Source organism: Pedobacter gandavensis (assembly GCF_014172405.1).
GTDB classification, from domain to species: Bacteria; Bacteroidota; Bacteroidia; order Sphingobacteriales; family Sphingobacteriaceae; genus Pedobacter; species Pedobacter gandavensis.
The window spans coordinates 1,163,554-1,183,232 of the sequence record NZ_WNXC01000001.1; the positions used below are offsets into that span (position 1 = coordinate 1,163,554).

A 19,679-nucleotide genomic window follows, 5' to 3' on the forward strand; every position below is an offset into this window, starting at 1 on the left:
AAAATTAAAACTCTATGTTTAAGCCCAGGGTAAACTGTTTTGACAAGGGGTATCCGCCAGGATAATCTCTACCCAAAGCGGTCACGTTTTCCGGGTTAGGGCCAGAATAACGGGTAATAAAACCTAAGTTTGAAGCGGTTGCATTCACGCTAACCCTATTCATTCCATATTGCTTTGTAAATGTTTGTGGTAGACTGTAGTAAACCTTTACGGAATTTAGTTTCAGATAAGAACCATCTTCCTGAAACAACGTTTGAGAATACCTGAATGGATTAATGATGGATGATCTGATAAAATCTAAAGGATTACCATATTTGGCCACATCACCAGGAGCTGCCCAATAATTAAATTGAGAAAGGGGTACCAGGTTACCCAAAACCGTAGGTTTATTAAAGTTTAAAAGTTGAGCGGCTAAACTATTATTTAAGATATCACGTTGAAAAGTAAAAGAGGTATTAATCTCTAAGCTCCAGCTTTTATATTGCAGCAAAGAGGTAAAACCACCTGTTATTTGTGGCTGTGAGTTACCAGCAATTACTTTATCGTTATCATTTAAGATATAGTTACCATCCAGATCGGTAAAAATAGGATCACCAGCTTTAAAGTAATTTAAGATGTTTGTCCCGCCAACACGATAAGGTAAACCTGTTACCGGATCAACTGGTACTTGTCCATTAGTTTGATAGACCCCTTTGGTATTGTACAAATAATTAGATAGTGAATTTAAACCAAGGCGGTAATAAGTATCCTGATCTAAAATAGAAGCATCGTCATAGATTTTTTCCCTTAAACCATCCGGTAACTGTGCCAGAACTTCTCTGTTGATTGCCAATGTAGCTGATAAACTCAATTTAAAAGGACTGGTAGTATTTAAAGGACGACCGGTAACCTGAAACTCCCAACCATAATTTACGTTACTGATTTCCGTTGCTGAAATCCCCTTAAAAGAGGTAGAGCTGGAGAGCTGCTTAGACTGTAAAATATTATCCGTTTGTTTATAGTAGGTATCAAATGCCAGGGAGAATTTATTGTTCAATAAACCAATATCGAAACCTGCGTTATAAGTAGTCGCTTTGGTAGGTTCTAAACTCAGGTTAGGTAATAAAGCCTGGTCTAAAATAACAGACTGACTGTTATTATACTGACTGCCACCATAATATTTACCGTAAGCATCATAAATACCACCATTTGGTGTAATGTTTGAGCCATAACTGAAACGGAAATCACCGTAATCAAGCCATTTAAGACTTTCTAAGAATTTTTCTTTGTTAAAGTTCCATTTCAGCGAAACTGAAGGATTTTTCTTGTAGCCAGCATTAGGGCCACTGGTAGATAAACCATCAATACGGTAGTTAAAATCCAACACATATTTCTGCTTATAGTTATAAGAAAAGGCGCCGGCAAAAGCAATGGTTCTCAAATCTGTATAACCGATAGTCCCTCCTAATGACGTTGTGTAATTCGTCATATTCGTTAATGGCCCTCTTAACTGATCGTTTACCCCTTTCTGGTTCAACATTGCATCTGCTTTAAAGAACGACGACCTCAACTCAGAGAAAGCAAACAGTGAGAAATTGTGTGCGTCCTCATTTTTCTCCTGAAGTGAATAAACGTAAGAAAACTGGTTTCGATTGTACAATGTTGTTGCCCTATCGTTATACGTATAATATTGCGACTGGTTAGCATTTAAAATTGCTGGTGAAAAGTTATCTTTAGTACTCGATACTCCGGTATAATTCAAATAAGACGCCACCCTTAAGTTTTTAAGAATCTCATATTCCGCATTAATCGTAGCTGTTGTATTTAAAATTTTGTTGTCATTATCTGTTCTTAGTGCTCCCAGAACAGAATTTACAGACGAATACAATGATGGTGAGGGCAATAATGAAGAAGAACTTCCACCGGTTGCTACGCCCGAATTTTGCAAGCCGTTTCCGCTCCCGGTTTGTTGTTTCTGTATGGAGTTGTTTAATTGTGCTTCTAATTTGAACTTTCGGGTTGGGCTGTACCCCATATTCATGTTCAAATTGTATCGGGAATAACCCGTACCCTGTTGAATCCCTTTTTCATCAAAAACACCTACTGCTACTTTATAATTAAAACCGACATCACCACCAGAAATATTTAAATTATGTGTTTGGTTAAATGTAGCCCTGTAGAAATAAGACTGCCAATCGGTAGAGTTATTGTAATAAGCATTTAAACTATCCGCAAGAAAGGGCGTATTGTTCACCAAATCAATTGCGGTATACCTACTCGTATCGTAACGCAAAATCTGATCAATTCTTAATAAACGCTCTCCTTTACCACCAATTACCGCACGTAACTGAGGTACAGTAGACACAAATGCACTTCCATTATAACGGATTACCGGTACTTTTGAGTTACCACGTTTGGTGGTAATTAAGATCACTCCATAAGCACCTCTGGAGCCATAAAGTGCCGTTGCAGCAGCATCTTTTAACACCGTGATATTTTCAATCTCTTCGGGTGGGATTTGAGAAGCAGGAGATACGCCAGGCCCCGCTTGCTGAAAACCATAAGAATAATCGGTATTATCATCCACGGGTACACCATCAATTACATATAAAGGTGAGGTTGGACTGAGGAAACTAGAGTTACCATCTCCTGAAATATTGACATTAGAAATACCGCGGATAGTTACACTTCCCCTAAAACCTGGTGCACCGGTACTATTTTGAATGTTCAAACCAGCAACCTTACCTTGCAGCAGAGACATCACATCACCTGCAGGCTGTCCTTGTAACTCTTTACCAGAGATCGTAACTGCCGAACCCGTACTTAATGTTTTGGTTTTAGTTTGATATCCAGAGGTGATGGTCACTTCTTTGAGCGCATTGTTATCATCTTCAATTAAGGTCACATTAATAGTAGTTCTATTATTTACCTTTACCGTTGCAGGTTTATAACCAATATATCTGAAGGTCAATTCGGCATTGCTATTTACGGTAACACTATAATGACCGTTGCCATCTGATTGCCCAATCGCTTTACCAGCAAGGATTACGCTGGCTCCGGCGATGGGTCCTTTTAATTTTGAATCCCCGTCGTACACAATACCTTTTACATTAATCTTTTGTTGAGCCTGTGCTACCTGTTGGAAACCAAGAATCAATAAAAATGCTATGGTGTAGAAATACTTCATCGGAAATATGTTCTTACTAAATCTATTTGCTTCCATTAGTCATTGTCAAATTTTGGTCTATCCCTTAAAAACTGAAAAGTCATTTCCCAATCGCCTTGTTGGTAAATGTTAAAATTCATGGCTACAAAGCATTGCTGTAACACATTCCCAAAAACCTGCCTGTTAAACCTAAATACCACCCTGGCCTGGTTGCCCGATAATGTGGTATATTTTGTTGGGTAGGCACTTAGGGGAATTGGATAAGCCGTTTCATACTTTACATAAGTATTGGTTTTAACCATGTTAAACCCATGGACCAGATTACCCCAGTCTGTAGCTGAAAACTTATTAGGATCAATTGGGTTAGATAAGGTATCTGTGAATTTGAAAGTTAAACTGTTACCGTTTCCACTTCTTTTAAAAAGCACACGAACATCAGAGCCTGCATTTAAGGGTTGTCCGGTACGCTCACCTGTGATATTTACACCACTTGGCAATACGGAAATCTGAGGGCCCTGTCCAATGATCGGGTCTAAATTTGAAGGTTCATATGGGCGCTCCTTCATCGGCATCAACCGGAAATTCTGAAAGTATTTACGTCCGCCTGAGTTAGACATTTCAACATCGAACACATAACCTGAATCCGGTTGCGTCTTTACCTGGTTTGAATTGGCTGCCGCCCACATAATAAATTCGCCGGAATGAGGTCGTACTTCAAACAATTGATGATTCTCTGTCGTTCTTTTGGCTTCAATCTCCGCAATGGAGCTTTCCGTTCCATTGTAAGCAGTTTTCCAGGTCATCACCGGGTAAAAGGCTTCCATTTCTGGTGCTGCTTCACCCGAAAATGTCCTCATATTTACGATCTTAAAATCTAAAGGACGACTGGAGCTTCCAAATTGAAAGTTATTACTAAATAGCGTATTTCTTCCCAATACCGGTTGGTAGATCAGTTGCGTGTACAGAGAATTGTTGGCTAAAGATAACCGGGCATCCGGCAGGTTCTTTTTACAGGAGGATAGACAGACAATACTGCTCAGCAATGCCAATCCAATTTGTAAAGTATATTTAATATTTTTCATCATTTTTCTAACACTATTTATCTAAATTTTTAGTGAACTCATCAAAACCAAAACTATGCAGAGGCGTAATGATGTTAACTGTTGCATTTTTGGTTTTGATATTAACCGCATCAGTTGTGGTAATTATCCAATCTTTCGTAAAAATAAACCCCTTAGGATCACTGAAATTTAACCGGGTAGGGCCACCAGTCTGGTAACCGGATGAACTTAGTTTTACATTTTTAATGTGCATCGGATAACCTATCAGGATTGAATTTTGGAAGGTGCCATCAACTGAACTTAGGTAAGCATCGGTTGTTCTATTGCCTCTGATGATGTATTTGCAAATCATAAGGCCAAGTCCGATGGGATCAGCATTGCTTAAATTAATTAAGCTATGTCCCTCAGCAACCCGTTTTTGATTCAGGTATTTTTCCGCAGTTTCGAAACTCTTATTTACTGGTGCAAAAAGGGTTAATTCCTGAGTTTTTAACGAGTCAACAAGCGTCGGATATCGCTCCAAAACCAACAATAAGGAATCGAAAGTGCCTTTTGGCTGAGCCTTTAAATAATCATAAGCAGAACCCTCAAATGTTTGTACCGTGTTCTCATAATCATGATATGGCGAGTCGCTTTTTTTACAGGCACTGAGGTTCAGAAAAAAAACACCCAGGCAAAATAATAAGCTGTATTTGTATATGATATTTCTCATTTTATAACGAATCATTAAATTAGTTCCAATATGGATTCTGAGTAATCGATGGATTTGCATTAATCACATCTTGCGAAACCGGCCAATAGATACCACCTGCAGCTTCAAATTGCTTGAAAGTCATGGCTACACCGTTTTTATTGGCAAAAATGTTATTGCTATTTTTAATCTTATTGTATCTGATGATATCATACCATCTCCATCCTTCACCCATTAACTCTCTTCTTCTTTCCGCAAAAATCGCATCAATTACAGGCACTTTAGAAGATGATAAATAAGTTACTCCTCTTAAATTTGTGGCCTGATTTAAAGCAGTAATAGCGCCCTCCCTATCTCCAAGTACAGCTAATGCTTCCGCCCTTAGTAAGGAAATTTCTTCCAGCCGGCTAAATACCATTGATGAACTGAACAAAGCGACATTACTAGCCGTTTGACCTGTATAAATAGCTTTTACCTTGTTGAAAATTGGCTGTTCTGACTGATAGTTATAGAAGTAATTTGTTCTATAAGATCTTGTCACCGGATCAATACCGAAACGCAAATCAAAAGGATCAGTAAATACCTTGTTAATGGTATCCTTAGGGACAAACATTTCCGGCTGTGTTTTAGGAATAAATGGTGAGGCTAAGGTCAATTGTTCCAGGTGACCATTGGCGGTTAACAATCCGTTTCCTGCTTCAAAAGGAAAACCTACGATTAGAGTTGCCCTTTTAAAAGCAAAAGGACTATTGGAAGAGTTTTCTGTTAGGCTAGCCATATCTAGGTAAGCTAAACCGAACGATCCATCTTTATTTTGTGTGGCCTGATTTTCTAAAACAAATTTAGCATAGTTAGCGGCGTCCAGATAATTACCCTGCCAGGCAGCAATATGAGCCAACATGGCGTAACAGGATAATCTGGTGAACAAAATACCATTCCATCCAGTCCAGGAATTACTATGATATAGACCAGGCAATATTGGATCAGTACCGCCGTACCTAAATGGCACCACTTGTCCCGCTGCTAACAACTCATTGGTTGCAAAGGCCAAAACCTTATCCTGTGATGTTCTACTTAGCTGTACAAAGTCGCCATCATGAGAAGAAGTTACCAAAGGTACATCCCCCCAAATTCTGCTCATATAGAAATAAGCAAAAGCCCTGATCATCCTTGCCTGGGCAATATCAACCCTATTATTTAATTCGGTATAGCGGGGATCTAATTTCAAGATTTCACCAGACCTTTCTATATACAAGCTCGCTGCATTAATAGCTGCATAAAACCGACGCCAATTGGTTATTCGATTAATTACCGGGTATGATGCATTTAACTGGCCATTTACAATTGCTTTTAAATCCGCACGGTTGGTAATTTGAAAATCGCCCTGACGTAAATCGCCCATCAACCAATGCCCGTTATCAGAAACGGATGCGGAACGCATTAACCCATAAATGGACAGTAAATTTGCTTTAGCGTCTTCTAAAGTTTTCCAATTGGTCGTTTCTGTCGCCAATCTATTAGATTGAAGATTATCAATCTTTTTACAGGAAAAGTTACCGAAACCAATCAGTAGTACAATAATTCCAATTGAAACCTTGTATAAACTGTTTCTTTTATTGATCGTGTAATTCATATCTTCTTGTTCTATATTTTATAAATCCAATTTAAATCCCAATACAAAAGTTCGGGGAATCGTTAAATTGGCACCATCATAATATCCGTTATAGTTAATCAGCTCAGGATCAAGACCACTAAATTTGCTTATGGTAAATAAATTCATGGCGGTAACATATAGATAAGCTCGCCTAAGATTTGATCCGGATTTTTTAAAGAATTTAGCTTTACCAAAATCGTAACCTAAGGTTACCGACCTTAATTTTGCATAAGACGCATCTTCCAAAAACAAATCCTGATCTACGCGATAAGCATCAACAGGGCTAAATGGATTATAAATGGGATAATTCTTTCCGTTGTCGAATATTTGCCAGGAGGAGATTTCTTTAACAGAATTAATACTATTACCGGTCTCCGCGTTTACAAAACCATAACGGTTCGCTTCGTACTGGTTAATGGCTTTTTGTCCGAGGGCAAAAATTACATTAAAGTTTAAATCGAAATTTTTATAACTCAACGTATTATTCCAGCCACCTACATATTTAGGTAAGCGGTCACCTGTCATTACTTTATCCTTGTTGTCAATTCTGTTATCGCCATTGTAATCTACCCACTTAGGATCTCCTGCTTGAATTGGAATACCATTGAAAGTAAGGCCTTCAGGAATTTCAGCATTTGTGTTATAAATACCCTGGTTTGTATATAACCAAAAACTACCTGCTGATTTCCCTACCTCAAGTTTATTGTCATTAAGAATGAGCTCAGTTACCCCTCCAGGGAGCGCTTTTAACTTGTTTTGGTTGTAGCTAAAGTTAATACCTGTTGTCCAGCTTAGTGATTTAGATTGATCTGTTACCAAGCCATTAACTACCAATTCCAATCCTTTATTGTTGATGTTCATACCGGATTTGTAGTTAGCACTATATCCGAGTTCAAACGGGACTGGCAGACCAATGATCTGGTTGTTATCATTACGATTATAGGCCGTAACAGCAGCGCTCAATCTATTTTTAAAGAAACTGGCATTCAGGGTCAGATTAGTCCTGTCGGAAGTTGGGACTTTAATACCATATCCTATAAAACCACTTTCGTACGGTCTGTTGATACCCAATGCGCTTCCATACCCCGGAATTGTTGGTTCTTCATACCAGCCACTTTCAGATCTGTATTGGGGACCAGCGGCAAAACGATCATCTAAAAATATCCGGAGTACCCTACCCCAACCTCCGCTTAAGTGTAGGCTATTAAAGGTTTCATTATTTTTCAATAATTGTTCTTTAATATCCCAATCCGCATTAAATGCCGGTGTGGTTACCCACCTGCTATCAGGCTGCCCATTGGAAGTACCATCCCTTCTTAGGATGGCGTTAACAGTCAGGATTTTTTTGTAGCTATATTTAGCCGAACCATAAAAAGACATTAAATTATTCCGCTCTTTATCGATGTATCTGAAAACATAAAAACCACTGGCAGCAAGGGTATTTAAATAGTCATCCTTTAACACATCCCCTTGTACTTTATTCAGCTTCACAAAGTCATTTGGTCCATTGTAGGCCCGGGCATAATTATACTTATAGGTATCACCTTGAAAACTCTGGCCTAGCTCAAAATCAACGGTGTGGTCTTCATTGATTTCGTATTTATAAGCAGCATTGTTATTTAATAATATACGCTGGCTATAGCCAAAATAATTTGAGATATAACTCACGCCATCCAACAAAGTTGAGGGCGTAAAATAATCCCGGATACCTTCGTTATAATCAAAAAGTAAGCTTGAAGTTATGGTTAACTTATTGATTTTTGCAGCCAGCGTTAAGTTTCCATTTAGAATTGTTGACCTGTTATTGTCCACATTTTTTTTAGTTTCATTTAAGAAACCTTGATAAATAGCTGCATTTGGGGATAATGGGTTGGATAAATCGGGAATGTAACGTTGCTCAGCGAAACGATCTCTTAAGCTATTGTTCCGAAAACGATCTAATCTTGCGGTGTTTATGGCGCTTGATACCGTTAACCATTTAAAAGGCAGCATATTAATGCCAAAAAACAAGTTATATCGGTTAAGACTAGTGTGATCAGCGTTACCGGCATTTTTTGTTCCAGATCCAAAGAACCTGAAATTGGCTCGGTCCCCTCCCCCTGTAATTCCTAAATTTACCGAATAAGTAGGCGTATTCTGATAATAAAGGTCATTCCAGTTGGATGGTCCATAATAAGCTGTGTTCGTAGAATCTTTTAGATAAGAGGCATAACCAGCGTAATTTTCTGCGCTGGCATATTTTGCATAAAATGGCTTTCTGAAGTTATTTTCATAAACTCCATTCACTGTATTTACTTTAGGAGCAGTTACAAATCCAAAGTATGAATTTAAACTGATGTCCGTTAAACCTCCTTTGGCATTTTTGGTCGTAATATATATTGCACCATTTGCAGCATTAGGACCTAGTTTTGCCAGCTCATAAGGATCCTTAATCACCGATATCGATTCAATGTTATCAATATCAATTTGCGCAAGTAAGTTTGTGGCCGGCCCTATCCTATTGTAATCATACTTCTGAACATCAAATGCAAAGGGATTATCCTGCACCAGAGGAACGCCGTTTAAATAAACTGCCGGTTGAAGTGCATATATATCTTTTTTGTTAAACAACAGGCCAGATGCGCCCTGTACAATCATGCTTTGTTCTGTGCCAGGCTCACCGTTCGGCTCCTGTACAAATACACCGGCTAAGTTCCCCTTAACAATTTGCTGGAGGGAGAGATTAGGACTTAAAGCCGCTAATTTAATATTTACAGTATCTCTGGTGCCTTTTAATTTTGGAATACTACTGATTTTCTTGGCTATATTTTTATCTATCTGTTTTAATTTGACAGAGTCCTGGTGCAACGTGTCTTGATACACTTTTGCTGCAACCTTTGATGAGCAAAGAACAGAAAGTAATACCGTACACAAAGCACACGCATTAATTCGGATCATTTTCATTCGTATTTTTAGGTTTATAGATTTTATAGCATCCAACTCTGGAATGCTGTTGATTGCCAGTCTGAATGCTCCCTTACAAAAGGAAGACTGGATTCATAGAAAAAATGGAGACCCATTTTTAGGAAAGGAGTAGTTGTTTTGGTCATATTTGGTTTGGTTTAGTTTGGTTTCAAAAAGCAGTACATCAGGATCAATAATGATCCTGGTAATTTTATTCGTCCATAATTTCAGGTAGGTGTTTTTCCATTTTTATTGTTTTAAAGACCATGAGTTAAAACATGGTCTTTAATTTTTTTTAAATACCATTAGTAATCCACGTGATAATCTTTCTTGAAGGGCTGTCCACTCCAGGCTTTTTTGGAAGTCCAGTCTGCCGCAGGGTCAGTCCAGAATTTATGATCTGCAGGTAATCCCAGAGGTAAGAACCCAAGCGTTGCCATATATAAACTTCCGGTAGAGGTGTAGCCATCTGCAATACCCGGTTGAGCACCACAAAAACCTAAAACCAACCAACCGTCTTTATCAAAATTGTTATACTGATCAAACATTCGGTGCATGACCGCAGTTAAGCCACAGCGAACTTGAGCCGGACTAATTCCGGCAGGCAGCTTATCCATTAATGCAACCTGTCCTAAAGCCTGAAATGCTGCCGTACGATAAGTTACAGACCTGCCTAAAGGTGGATAAGTTCCATCCGTTCCAATAATTCGTTCAGAAAACTCTGAATAACGAACCATACGTTTCACAGCGGTGTCATAGGATTCAACATTCAGTCGTTTTTTATCAGCTAAAACTTTAAAAAAATCAACCAGCATTGGATGGATCACATACGAATTGTAATAGTCTATACTTAAACTTGGTCCATCACTATACCAGCCATCGCCTTGATACCATTCCTGAATTTTTCTTTTTGCAATCTCTATCCTCGCCGGATCTGCCTGCTGTCCAATGCTCATTAAAAAGGCTTCGTTAATACCTGCAAAAAGTAACCAGTTGTTATAGGCACCTGTTCTTGTACGTAAGGTCTTAAACTCTTCTGCGATCCTTGCTTTAGTTACTGCATCCAGCGGTTCCCATAATGCTTTAGGAGCTCTTAAAAAAGCCTGAGCCATATAAGCTGCGTCAACTATTGGCTGACTTTCTGTTCTGAAATTGAGATAATCCGGGTTGGCGGGATCTACTGCGTTTGTTATTCCCTTTAAAAGAGCAGTACGAAGTTTTTTACGCATCTCTCCTTCTTTAGTTTCATCATCAGGTAAGGCAAGCCATGGAGCAACACCGGCCATGGTGCGTCCTACAGCTTCCAGATAAGTAACTTTCTTAAAAAAGTCTGTCTTTTGGCCAGGAGGCACTGCCACTGGCATATTCTGTTTTAAGGTTCCATTAGCCAGATTAAGAATCACCGGAGATGATATTTTATATAATAAATTCGCCCAATACTCACGATCCTGAGCACCATTAACTACTACAGATGGCTTCTTTTTCTTTTGTTGTGCATTAATTGTTGTATTGCCGGCAAAAGATATTACCGCAATCAAAAACAGATATTTTATTTTCTTCATGATTCTTTTTATGACTGATATTATGATTTAGTGACTTCAAAAATTCTATGAGTTCCAGGCGAAACCTTTACCGTAAAGCGAAGCGATTGTGGCTTTTCATTTGTATACTCTACTTTTGAAGGAATCAACAATCCAGAAGATGCATCCTTTAGCACTAATTTATCAGGACTAAGCTTCTTAACCTTTTTAGATAGATCAGACCATTTAACCTCGATTGTTTGCTCCTTTTCTACTCCGGTTTCATTATAAGCCTGAGTTACATACACATCTTTTCTATGGTTTATGTACATCGGAAGCACTTCAGTGCCAGCCAATAAAAAAGCACCCACACCGTATACATCGGTATCGTCATAACCTACTTTATCAGGTGCTGCACCTTGAGCTTGTACAAACCCCAACTTGCCATCAGGATGAACGGAAGTTGCTAAAGCAGTCCAGGCTTTAGAAATAACAGGCTCATATTTTTTATAAGGAATAAGGCCGTTATTAACGCCCCAGGCCATCGCGTAACAAATAAATCCGGTACCGCTGGTTTCTTTTACAGGAAAAGTCTCCGGATCCAGCAAACTGGCATGCCAGCTGCCATCTGCTTGTTGCAAGGAGGCCAGCTTCTCCGACATTTGTACAAATAGCTTAACCAGTTTTTTGCGCTCCGGATGATTTTCCGGCGTTACAGATAGTAAACGAGCTAAACCGCCAATTACCCAACCATTGCCCCTACTCCAGAATACCTTAGTTCCATTTTTTTCCTTTTTATTGAAGTAACGGCTGTCTCTATAGTAAAGGTGCTCCTCCTTATCATATAAGTATGCAGTAGATTTCCACCATAATGCAATTGATTTATCCAGGTATCTGGAATCGCCGGTAGCTTGGGTTAAATAGCCTAATGCTGGTGGCCCCATAAACAAAGCATCACACCATGCCCATTCACGTACAAAAATGCTGTTTTTCCATTCCAGACCTTCAGTATGAGGCAAAGTGACAATGGTATCCGCTAAGGCTTTAAACTTCTGAATATATTCCGGTTTTTTATAAATGGTATATAACTGTGAATAAAGTTGTCCGACACAGTAATCATCTGCAAAATGTCTGTATTTACCGGTATCCCATTTATTATCTACACTAACCTGTATTAATTTATTGTAATAGCGCTCGTCATTTGCCAGTTTAGCCCAGGCCATCATGCCTGCATACATGGCTCCATTGGTCCAATCCTTTTTATGATTTTTCCAACCATGAGTATCGAGGGTGTTCCATTGCCAATCGGCAACTTTTTTCATTAATAAATAAGAGGAGTCGGTTTTTGATATCCCATTTTGTCCTTGCACTTTAACTGTCTCAAAACAGAAAAGGATCAAAAGGGATAAAAATGTTCGTTTGTACATTTGCATCACTAAGTTTAATTTGGTTTTTTGTGTGTCTTGTCAGGGATATTAGAATCCTTGAATTTTTTCCAGGCGTCTGCTAAAAGCTTGCAACACCTGAAAATCAAAAATGAACTTATCAGTTGAAACTGATGGAGGGTAATCCTGTTTAAAATGGAGGAATATTTTATTTTAAGCCCCTATAAGGGGCTAAAAACCCGACACTTGTATTCATTTCCTGTAAAGCACTTATTAGATTCCGCTTGATTTCCTGGAAAGAATGTCCCTACTTGACAAAACAACCGGATGTGTTGCCCTTGAAGATTATTAGTCTATACTGGAGGATATTCCAGGAGTTCATGACCAGAGCAAAAAGAAACTAGCTCTTCAAAATGGGTGGAGATAATCCTGCTTAAAATAGAGGAAAATTTTATTTCAAGCCTCTTTTTAGGTCTAAAATTCTATATTTAGAACCATAACCAACCAAATATTTACTTACAAAAATGTACAACGATCTTAAGTTCGGATTATGCAAAATAATTTTCATTCTGCTTATTTTTAACCCGTTTTTTAATGTTAAAGCACAAAAACTAAGTTTTAATTCAATTAAAGTCAGTGACGGACTTTCACAGAGTTCAGTGCTTGATATTGCTCAGGATGGTTATGGTTTCATGTGGTTTGCTACCCGATATGGTTTGAATCGCTATGATGGTACACGTTTTAAAATCTATAAATCATTGCCAAATGATACGACTTCTTTGAGCAACAGTTTTATCAACACTATATATTGTGATCATCAAAAAACTTTATGGGTTGGTACATCAACAGGTTTGAACAAATATGATGCAGTAAATGATAATTTTCAACACATCATTTTTTTCCAGCAAAAGAAAACCATAAAACCTAATGTATCCTGTATTTATGAAAACGGGAATGAGCTATGGATTGGTACGGATAATGGGCTGTATCTCGTAAGCAACCGACAAAAAAACTCCTTTGTAAGCGCTAATCAATTAGAAATCTCCCCATTAGTTAGTGGAGAAGTACTATTTACCTATAAAGACAAGCAGGGATATTTTTGGATTGGCACAAGTAAGGAGCTGATCAGATGCCGGTACAACAAAAAAATATCCGATGTTAAGATCTTCAGACATATACCTGGCGATAACAGTAGTATAAGTGATGGTCCGGTTAAGTCTATTGTTGAGGACCTACAGGGAAATCTTTGGATTGGAACGAGAACCGGGGGGCTTAACCGTTTTAACAAAAAATCCGAAACATTTGAGCATTATGTTCATCAGAATAACAATCCAAATAGCCTTAGTCATAATTCTATTAGGAAAATGATCCTGAATAAGGAAGGAAATATTATAATCGGGACACAAGAAGGAATCAGCGTCTTCAATACAGCAAATTATAACTTCCACAATTACAAAAATCAGATTGACAATCCATTAAGTCTGAATCAAAACTCTGTTTACAGCATTTTCGAGGATAAAGCAAAAAACATTTGGGTGGGCACTTATTTTGGAGGTGTAAGTATTTCCTATGGCGTAAAAACCACATTCAAAACATTAAGCAGTTCCAGCAATAGTGGCAGTCTAAGTAGCAATGTTGTCCGTTCAATTGCTGGCGATGCAAAAGGAAATTTATGGATTGGAACTGAAGGAGGAGGATTAAATTATTTTAACAGGCAAACGCAGCAGGTTAAGTCTTTTGTTAACAATTCAGCTGATCCTGGAAGTCTGAGCTCAAATCTGATCAAACAAGTATATCTGGATACAGATAATCATTTATGGATTGGTACCAGTGGAACAGGATTAAATTTGTATGATCCCGCAAGTGGAAAGTTCAAAAGATTTTATTCCGGGAATAGCGATTCTGAAACTAAACCTGCAACTGTAACTACTATATTAGAAGATGCTCAAAAGAAATTATGGATTGGAGGAACAGGGGTTAATGCCTTATACCAACGTGAAGGAACAACACTTACTGATATAACACCTCCGGTTTTCAAGAAATACTTTAAAAATAAGAGTATCCAAAAGTACTATGAGGACCGAAACAAGCATATATGGATAGTAACCTATCAGGAAATCCTCCTATATCATCCGGATAAGAAAACATTAAGCATCATTACTTCCGGGCCGAAGGATCCGGAAATAAATACATTCAACATCGTAACAGAAGACCATGATGGTAATATCTGGATTGGCTTAAATTATGGAGGAATTCAGGTTTACAATCCGAAAACGGGAAAATTTATAGCAAAGTACACGACGAAGGATGGACTTTGTAATAATAACATTTTGAGTATTACGGAAGATCAGCAGAAAAACTTGTGGTTTGGTACAACAAATGGCTTATCAAGGTTAAAAGCAGATCGAAAAACATTTCAGACTTATACGATGGCTGATGGCCTTGCCGGAGATGAATTCCATTACAATTCATTGTATAAGGCTCCGGATGAAACGATATTTATTGGTGGACTAAATGGCATAACCTATTTTAGCCCCCTGGAGATTCAACAAAACAATGACCATTCCCCCCTGAGTTTTATAGGTATAAGACTATTTAATGATGAAGCTGAAAAAACAAATGGAAAAAATGGGATTCTCCCACAAAATATCATTCTACGTCCCAAACTAACCTTTAATAGTAATCAGAATATTTTCACCATAGAATTTGCACTCCTAAATTATATCAAACCAGGAAAGAACAAATACGCCTACAAACTACAAGGAGTTAACAAAAACTGGAATCAGAGTTATATACCGGAAGCAACTTATACCAATCTTCCAGCCGGAGAATATGTGTTTTCTGTAAAAGGAGCAAATAATGATGGTATATGGAGTGAACCTATCAATATCGCTATTAAGATCCTCCCCCCCCTATGGAAAACCTGGTGGGCATACACCCTTTACATGATGATACTCGGCACAATCACCTTCTTCTTTGTGCGCTTTTTTTTCCTCAGACAGCTTATAAAAAGAGATGAAGAGCTTCATCAGTTAAAGCTGAATTTTTTCACCAATGTCTCTCATGAAATCAGGTCTCACCTGACTTTAATTATGGTGCCACTCGAAAAAGTTATCGACGAAACCAAAAACAACGACATCGTGAGTAAACAGTTGACTTATATTAAAAAGAACACAGACAGACTGGTAAGACTTGTAACCGAGTTAATGGACTTCAGAAGAGCGGAAACAAACAATTTAAAATTAAACTTTTCGAATTATGATATCATTCGCTTTCTCGATGAGATTTATAGTTCTTTTAAAGAGGTCTGTGCAATAAAAAACATCAGTTTATCCTTCTTTCATGCAGAAAACGAACTATTTGTAGCTATAGAAAAGGGACAAATGGAGAAAGTCATTTTTAACTTGTTAAGCAATGCTGTAAAGTTTACACCAGAAAATGGGAGTATCATACTCACCATTGATAAGGAAGTAGATTCCGTAATTATTAGTGTAGCGAATACCGGAGCTGAAATTCCTGCTGAATATTATGACAAGTTATTCACGAATTACTACCAGATAGATGGACAGCATAAAAACAACGGCTATGGTATTGGCCTTGCTTTAAGTAAACGCATCATTGATTTGCACAACGGAACTATAGCTGTTAAAAGTGAAACTGGAAATACGGTTTTTACAATTAAAATACCTATTCACAATACTCAGACTATTTCTAGTGAGCCACAACTAGTGGAAAATAAATCTGATGATATACAGGTATATGAAACCTCATTGCAGTCCAGCAGCCTGGCTCAGGATATAGGAAAATTTACAATCCTGATTGTAGAAGATAATGAAAAGCTACGTGCATTAATAAGAAGTATTCTCGAAAAAGAATATAAAATATTGGAAAGTGTGGATGGTTTAGCAGGATTGGAAATGGCTACAAATGAAATTCCAGACCTGATTATCAGCGACATCATGATGCCAAATAAAAACGGACTGGAACTCTGTCAAAACATTAAAACGGACGAAAGAACCAGCCATATTCCGGTAATATTGCTTACTGCAAAAACCTCACAGACTGATCAGATCAGTGGATTAGCGATGCGGGCCGATCTCTATTTAACCAAACCTTTTAGCAAAAACGTCTTGCTATTGAATGTTCGTAATATTCTGGAGTCAAGAGCGCTAATTTCCGCTAAATACCGTCAACAGTTTCTTTTTGAACCAAAAAACATTCTTATAGACAATCTGGAAGAGCAATTTTTATCAAAGCTTATCGGAATAATTGAAGACAGTATGGAAAATCGGGAATTTGGCGTGGATATATTGTCAGATAAAATGGGAATAAGTCAATCTGTTCTATATAAAAAGATTAAAGCGCTTACAAACATGACCGTAAATGATTTCTCGAAAAGTATCCGGTTGAAAAAAGCTGCTCAAATGCTCAGTCAGAAAAAATACTCTATATCAGAAATTTCATATATGGTAGGCTTTATCGATACAAAATACTTCACTAAAGAATTTAAAAAGCAATTTGGAACACCTCCAAGTCAATATAACAACTCCTCCACTTTTGAGTAATGGATTGAGCGAAAAAAGCTAATGATTTCTGAAAAATCGGTATGGTGTAGATCCACAGAGTTGATTTCTAACATAATAAGCTTAAATTTAAAAGTAAAATAAAAACCCATACAATCAATATGGCTAACATTGAACCGCTAAGAAAAGACATTAACCATCCGGGCGAAATTAAAAAACATAATATTTCTGTGAGATTATGGCACTGGCTAAATCTCTTAGTCATCACCGGCTCATTGTTAACCGTACTGTTAAACTCCACCTTGTTTGATGTCAAAAGTAATACTGGCTATGTACAACAACAATTGCAGGAATCTGGTATATCTGTCACTACTACCCAAGCTAAAAGTGTAGCTCATGGATTGGAGGATAAAGTTTGGGCTATACATATCTATTTTGGCTATGCCCTTGCCACGCTATTCCTGTTCAGATTAATTGCTGAGTTTTTTCAACCTGGTCGGCAGCGCTTTTTTTCCGGACTAAAAGATGCTTATCGTACTTATCGGATACGGAGTAAAAATTCGACCTTAGCCCTTCATGACCTTACCGTTAAATCATTATACCTATTCTTTTATCTACTCCTGACCATTATGGCCTTAACTGGATTATCCATGGCTTTCGACCAGGAATTAGGGATTAGCAATGCAACGAGCCACAGCATCAAAGATTTTCATGGTTTTTGTATGTACCTCATCCTTGCCTTTATTGCTATACACATCATTGGTGTTCTCCTTGCCGAAAGAAAAGAAAGCAAAGGAATTGTATCTGACATGATCAATGGAGGAAAAGTATAAAATGGAAGTTGAGGAGCATTATACCAACAGAAGTGGCTGGTTAAGGGCTGCGGTCTTAGGAGCCAATGATGGGATCCTTTCGACCACAAGTCTGGCTATAGGCATTGCCGCCGCCAGTACCAGCCGTGAACCTATTGTCCTTGCTGCAGTGGCTGGGCTGGTTGCCGGAGCTTTATCCATGGCTGCCGGAGAGTATGTTTCTGTAAGTTCACAATCAGATCTTGAAGCTGCTGACCTGAGCAGAGAAAAAATGGAACTGGCCGAAAGCCCTGAACTAGAATTGCAAGAATTGGCAAAAATCTACGAGCATAGAGGTCTTGATGAAAATTTGGCCATGCAGGTAGCCGTCCAGCTTACAGCCCATGATGCTCTGGCAGCACATGCGAAGGACGAGCTGGGTGTTAATGAAATCACCCAGGCAAAACCGATGCAGGCTGCATTCGCCTCCGCAGCCTCATTCATTATTGGTGGCCTGCTTCCCCTACTGGTTTCCATATTTGCGCCAATAAAACTAATGGTCATTTACCAGTATGGCTTTGCCATCCTATTTTTAGCACTGTCAGCAATGGTTGCGGCAAAGGCGGGTGGCTCAAACCGAGGAAAAGCTGTACTGAGGATTTGTTTCTGGGGAACCGCGGCCATGTTGATGACCGCATTAGTCGGCTATATATTTGGAGTAAAAACAACATAATTTCCTATTTAACTGGAATAAACTTAAAAGCATAAGAATTCATACAATATCTCTTGCCGGTTGGCTGAGGTCCATCATCAAAAACATGCCCCAAATGTAGCCCTGTACTTGCCTCAACAACCTCATCTCTAACCATCCCATCAGAGGTATCTTTAACCACCCTGATCAACTTGGCATCAATTGGTTGGAAAAAACTTGGCCAGCCCGTTCCAGATTCAAATTTTGCATCTGAACTGAATAATGCCTTGCCGGTAGCCGCGCTTACATAAACTCCTTTTTTGTGATTGTCCCAATAGGGATTTTTAAAGGGGGTTTCAGTTCCCTTGTTTACCATGATCTCATAAGCTTGGGGAGACAAAATCTTTTTCCAGTATTGGGCTGGTTTTGCATCAGGGTACAATTTTGTATCCTCAGAATAGTCAGTCATCCCTTTTTGGCGTTGTGATGCTGGGTTCTGGCTACAAGCATTCAATGCAAGTACCAAAAGTGGAATCATCAAAAAATTTAGCTTTCTCATATGATTATAGTTGCGCTGTAAAGCAAATCCTTACAGCTTCTTCATAATTTATAATATTTTTATCATGAGATGATTACAAATACAACTACGATTAAACAGCTAAAAAAGTTTTAAAACTCCTACTTATTTATAATCCGGTTTAAGTAAAAAACAAAAGGGAAAAACTTAAATGAATGGTTAATGTAATCCCAATAAAGAAGTTATTGAATTACCATTTGTTTTTTGTTTCTGTATCCACTTGTTTTATCAAGCTAGGCAAGCGAAACTTCCCAAACATTTTATCTATTAATAATGATGCTTCCGGCAGCTCAATTCCTATTGCAGAGATATACAATGGTTTTTTGCTCTCGCCTCTAAATATTTCTTGTACATACTTTGTATTGTTGTAGAATCTCGATTTGGCAGCGCCAATGATAGGGATTTTTTCAGCTAAACTATCATACAAATATGCTCCTAATCCCTTTTTTCTTTCGTCATCTAAATAAATAAAGCCGTCGATGATCAGGAGTTCTATTTCTTTTAGATTGACCTCATCTAGAAATTCTAAAATACAAGGTAACTCCCTTTTGTAAAATTCTCCAGAGACATAATCCTGTACATTGTCAACGATTTTTATGGATTGTTTTACCAAAGAATCATCAAACCAATTTTCAAAAAAACCACCAACTACTTTTGCTTGATTGCCCTCATAAGCTACGTCTATAATTAATTTCATT

At 38.1% G+C, this 19,679-nt stretch carries 12 protein-coding genes; 3 read left to right on the top strand and 9 right to left on the bottom strand.

The genetic code is table 11. The features are described 5' to 3' along the window. Positions 1 to 4: 4 nt before the first annotated feature. The 7 genes from GM920_RS04635 to GM920_RS04665 form a co-directional block, all read right to left on the bottom strand. Complete coding sequence (locus GM920_RS04635; protein WP_182953874.1) at positions 5 to 3,202, bottom strand: SusC/RagA family TonB-linked outer membrane protein; 3,198 nt, start codon at positions 3,200 to 3,202, stop codon at positions 5 to 7. After that, the gene (locus tag GM920_RS04640; protein WP_182953877.1) at positions 3,202 to 4,230 is read right to left on the bottom strand and encodes a DUF5007 domain-containing protein; all 1,029 of its coding nucleotides are present in this window, start codon (positions 4,228 to 4,230) and stop codon (positions 3,202 to 3,204) included. Before GM920_RS04640 ends, GM920_RS04635 begins: the two co-directional genes overlap by 1 nt. A 10-nt stretch (positions 4,231 to 4,240) precedes the next feature. Further along, positions 4,241 to 4,918: a calponin homology domain-containing protein gene (locus GM920_RS04645; protein ID WP_182953879.1), complete on the bottom strand. Its 678-nt coding sequence runs from the start codon at positions 4,916 to 4,918 to the stop codon at positions 4,241 to 4,243. A 19-nt stretch (positions 4,919 to 4,937) separates the two neighbouring features. Beyond that, the gene (locus GM920_RS04650) at positions 4,938 to 6,530 is read right to left on the bottom strand and encodes a RagB/SusD family nutrient uptake outer membrane protein (protein WP_182953882.1); all 1,593 of its coding nucleotides are present in this window, start codon (positions 6,528 to 6,530) and stop codon (positions 4,938 to 4,940) included. An 18-nt stretch (positions 6,531 to 6,548) separates the two neighbouring features. Continuing rightward, positions 6,549 to 9,494 (bottom strand): SusC/RagA family TonB-linked outer membrane protein, encoded by a 2,946-nt coding sequence (locus GM920_RS04655; RefSeq protein ID WP_182953884.1) that lies wholly within the window; start codon positions 9,492 to 9,494, stop codon positions 6,549 to 6,551. 305 nt (positions 9,495 to 9,799) lie between these two features. Next, positions 9,800 to 11,056, bottom strand: a complete 1,257-nt coding sequence (locus tag GM920_RS04660; protein ID WP_182953886.1) for a DUF2264 domain-containing protein — start codon at positions 11,054 to 11,056, stop codon at positions 9,800 to 9,802. 20 nt (positions 11,057 to 11,076) lie between these two features. Next, positions 11,077 to 12,336 (bottom strand): glycoside hydrolase family 88/105 protein, encoded by a 1,260-nt coding sequence (locus GM920_RS04665; protein ID WP_235964434.1) that lies wholly within the window; start codon positions 12,334 to 12,336, stop codon positions 11,077 to 11,079. Between the two features lie 587 nt (positions 12,337 to 12,923). Here GM920_RS04665 and GM920_RS04670 point away from each other — a divergent pair. The 3 genes from GM920_RS04670 (at position 12,924) to GM920_RS04680 (ending at position 18,446) form a co-directional block, all read left to right on the top strand. Further along, on the top strand, positions 12,924 to 16,964 hold the full coding sequence (locus tag GM920_RS04670) for a hybrid sensor histidine kinase/response regulator transcription factor (RefSeq protein WP_182953892.1): 4,041 nt from the start codon (positions 12,924 to 12,926) through the stop codon (positions 16,962 to 16,964). Positions 16,965 to 17,083: 119 nt separating this feature from the next. Continuing rightward, positions 17,084 to 17,755, top strand: a complete 672-nt coding sequence (locus GM920_RS04675; protein ID WP_182953893.1) for a cytochrome b/b6 domain-containing protein — start codon at positions 17,084 to 17,086, stop codon at positions 17,753 to 17,755. Then, positions 17,739 to 18,446: a VIT1/CCC1 transporter family protein gene (locus GM920_RS04680; RefSeq protein ID WP_235964435.1), complete on the top strand. Its 708-nt coding sequence runs from the start codon at positions 17,739 to 17,741 to the stop codon at positions 18,444 to 18,446. Before GM920_RS04675 ends, GM920_RS04680 begins: the two co-directional genes overlap by 17 nt. Positions 18,447 to 18,450: 4 nt before the next feature. Here the strand turns inward: GM920_RS04680 and msrB are convergent, their stop codons facing one another. Both msrB and GM920_RS04690 read right to left on the bottom strand, forming a co-directional pair. After that, entirely contained in the window at positions 18,451 to 18,963 is a 513-nt protein-coding gene (gene msrB / locus GM920_RS04685) for a peptide-methionine (R)-S-oxide reductase MsrB (RefSeq protein ID WP_182953896.1), read from the bottom strand. A 208-nt stretch (positions 18,964 to 19,171) separates the two neighbouring features. Further along, positions 19,172 to 19,678 (bottom strand): endonuclease V, encoded by a 507-nt coding sequence (locus GM920_RS04690; protein ID WP_182953898.1) that lies wholly within the window; start codon positions 19,676 to 19,678, stop codon positions 19,172 to 19,174. Between the last annotated feature and the right edge of the window lies 1 nt (position 19,679).